The organism is Legionella stuttgartensis, assembly GCF_977063405.2.
On sequence record NZ_CDRUHA020000024.1, the window covers coordinates 1 to 2,210 of the forward strand.

Sequence of the window (2,210 nt, forward strand, 5' to 3'; positions counted from 1 at the left end):
GTCGGGTAACAGGATCGAATTGCTCCGATCCCGTCCCCTAAGAACGTAACGTGCGACTTTCACCGCATTACGCTCAAGCCTTTCTAAGGCTATTCACCCAGCAGTTCATCACTTTCAATAACGTTTAATTTCCTGTCTCTATACCATTGTATAAGAGAGCATTCTTTAGTCCATTTTTTCCTATCATTGAAGTATTCAATATACTCTGGTAGATAAGGATTGGCTTGAGATCTTATTTTGACATGTCGCTGTATTTTCGTATCCATCATTTTGTTAATACAGACATACTTTTTATTTCCATTTTGTTTGACGATATCACTAAAAATCCATCGCCTAAATAGACTACGGTTTCGAAAATAACGATCAACTGCTTTATAGCGAGTATTCCCGTGAAATTTTCTCATTGTCCAATTAAATGTTTTTTGAAAAATGTAATTGTCGATTTCAGCAAATGTTTCTTTAGAAACAACCCTTCGATAGTAATTAGCCCATCCTTTTATGATTGGATTTAGGGCTGATATTAAGTCAGCGCCACTCCAACCATAACCTTTTTGGACTGTCTCTTTGATTTTTGTTTTTACTGCCTTAATGCTATCTGTTGAAGGTTTAGTTAAAAATTTACCCTTGTATTTCCTCACATTAAAGCCCAAAAAATCAAAACCATTTTCTATATGCACAATTCTGGTTTTTTCCTGTGATAAGGAAAGCCCTCGTTGCGCGAGAAAACGGGTTATTATCGGGAGTACTTTTGTTTCGAGAATTTCTGGCGTTTTTGCGGTAACAATGAAATCATCAGCAAAGCGAATATAGTTTACTTTATCACCTTGCTTTGTGCCTGAATGTATTTCCTTTTCCAGCCCGTCTAATACTATATTGGCCAATAGTGGTGAAATTGGACCACCTTGGCAAGTACCACGTACTGTTTCAAACAGTTGATTATTTTCTGTGTAACCTGCTTCAAGCCACTGTTTTAGTACTCGTTGGTCTATCATGATGTTGTCTTTGAGCCATCCGTGATCGATTTCATCAAAACAAGATTTAATGTCGGCATCCAGAATCCATTGCGCACAATTTTTCCTCGCTAATGTTAGATAGCATTGGTAGATTGCGTCATGAGTGCTACGTTTTGGTCTGAACCCATAGGAGTTCAAATCTGCCGTAGTCTCACCAACTGGCTCTAGTGCTAGCAAATAGAGTGCTTGCATAGCCCTATCCTTCATGGTGGGTATGCTTAGTGGTCGTTGCTTACCATTTTTCTTGGGAATATAGATCCGTCGAAGTGGTTGTGCCTTATATCCTCTAACTTTCAGGCTGCGTGCCGCCTCGTATTTAGCATCGGATGTTGTCCAAACGATACCATCTATACCAGGTGTTTTGCTGCCTTTGGTTGTTGTTACTCTTTTCACAGCCAATAGCTTGGCGCTAGTAGAATTAACTAGCAGCCATTGCAGTGATTTGATTTTGCCGTATTCTTTATTACGAACTGCCTTTGCGATACGCATTTGTAGTCTGTATACATTTTTCTCAATGTTGCACCAGTAAAACTGGTTCCAAACGTTATTCAAGATAGATGTGTCAGGCGCACAAGATATCAAAGCATCTTTCATTTGCTTTCCTCACTTTTACAAATTCTACAAACTCTTTCGCAATGAAAGACCAGTTGGACGTAGGCTTCTTTTCAGACCGGGTGACATTTAAACCCGTATTCAACTCATTACAAATTGACTTTCGCTTTTTCCAACCTCCCAAGCCTGCATTCCCATAGGTAGACCTTGCAGCCTACTGTCTCCATAGAGGAGAGAAATACAGGGTTTCCAAGTTCCGCTGTTTGAGTAATGCCGGGTTAGGTGTCTGCTCTCGGCCGGAAAGTGTTGTAGTCGTGTGGGGTTCGTGTGATTCTCCCAACTACCTTTCGTACCTTTTGGTTCAAGCGTGTCAGCCAATTGCGCTTGTTGCGAGTTACGACCTTTATCACAGATTCACATATGTTCACCATACCAGCTACCTGGTAGTTATCCCGATTTTGGCTATCAGGTAGATTTAATTCCTTTCAGAAGTTATCATCTCACCACAGGCTCTTCACCCGTAGTTTCACTACGTTGTCAGAGAGGCTTTATTAACTCTCGTAGGTTCATCTGACGACACAAATGGTTTTCGGAATTTCTTCCGATTAACAACTCAAAACAGCGACTTTTCTTGTCGCACCACAC

The 2,210-nt window shown here is 40.5% G+C and carries 1 protein-coding gene; it reads right to left on the reverse strand.

Going from position 1 to position 2,210, the window contains the following annotated elements:
- Nucleotides 1–89 precede the first annotated feature (89 nt).
- Nucleotides 90–1,607 carry a group II intron reverse transcriptase/maturase gene (gene ltrA, locus ACWTEW_RS08560; protein ID WP_454783625.1) on the reverse strand — a complete coding sequence of 506 codons (1,518 nt, stop codon included), beginning with the start codon at nucleotides 1,605–1,607 and terminating at the stop codon, nucleotides 90–92.
- Nucleotides 1,608–2,210 lie beyond the last annotated feature (603 nt).

Excerpts from the sequence above, each read along its gene's own strand:
- ltrA (WP_454783625.1), bottom strand. The coding sequence starts at position 1,607 with ATGAAAGATGCTTTGATATCTTGTGCGCCTGACACATCTATCTTGAAT.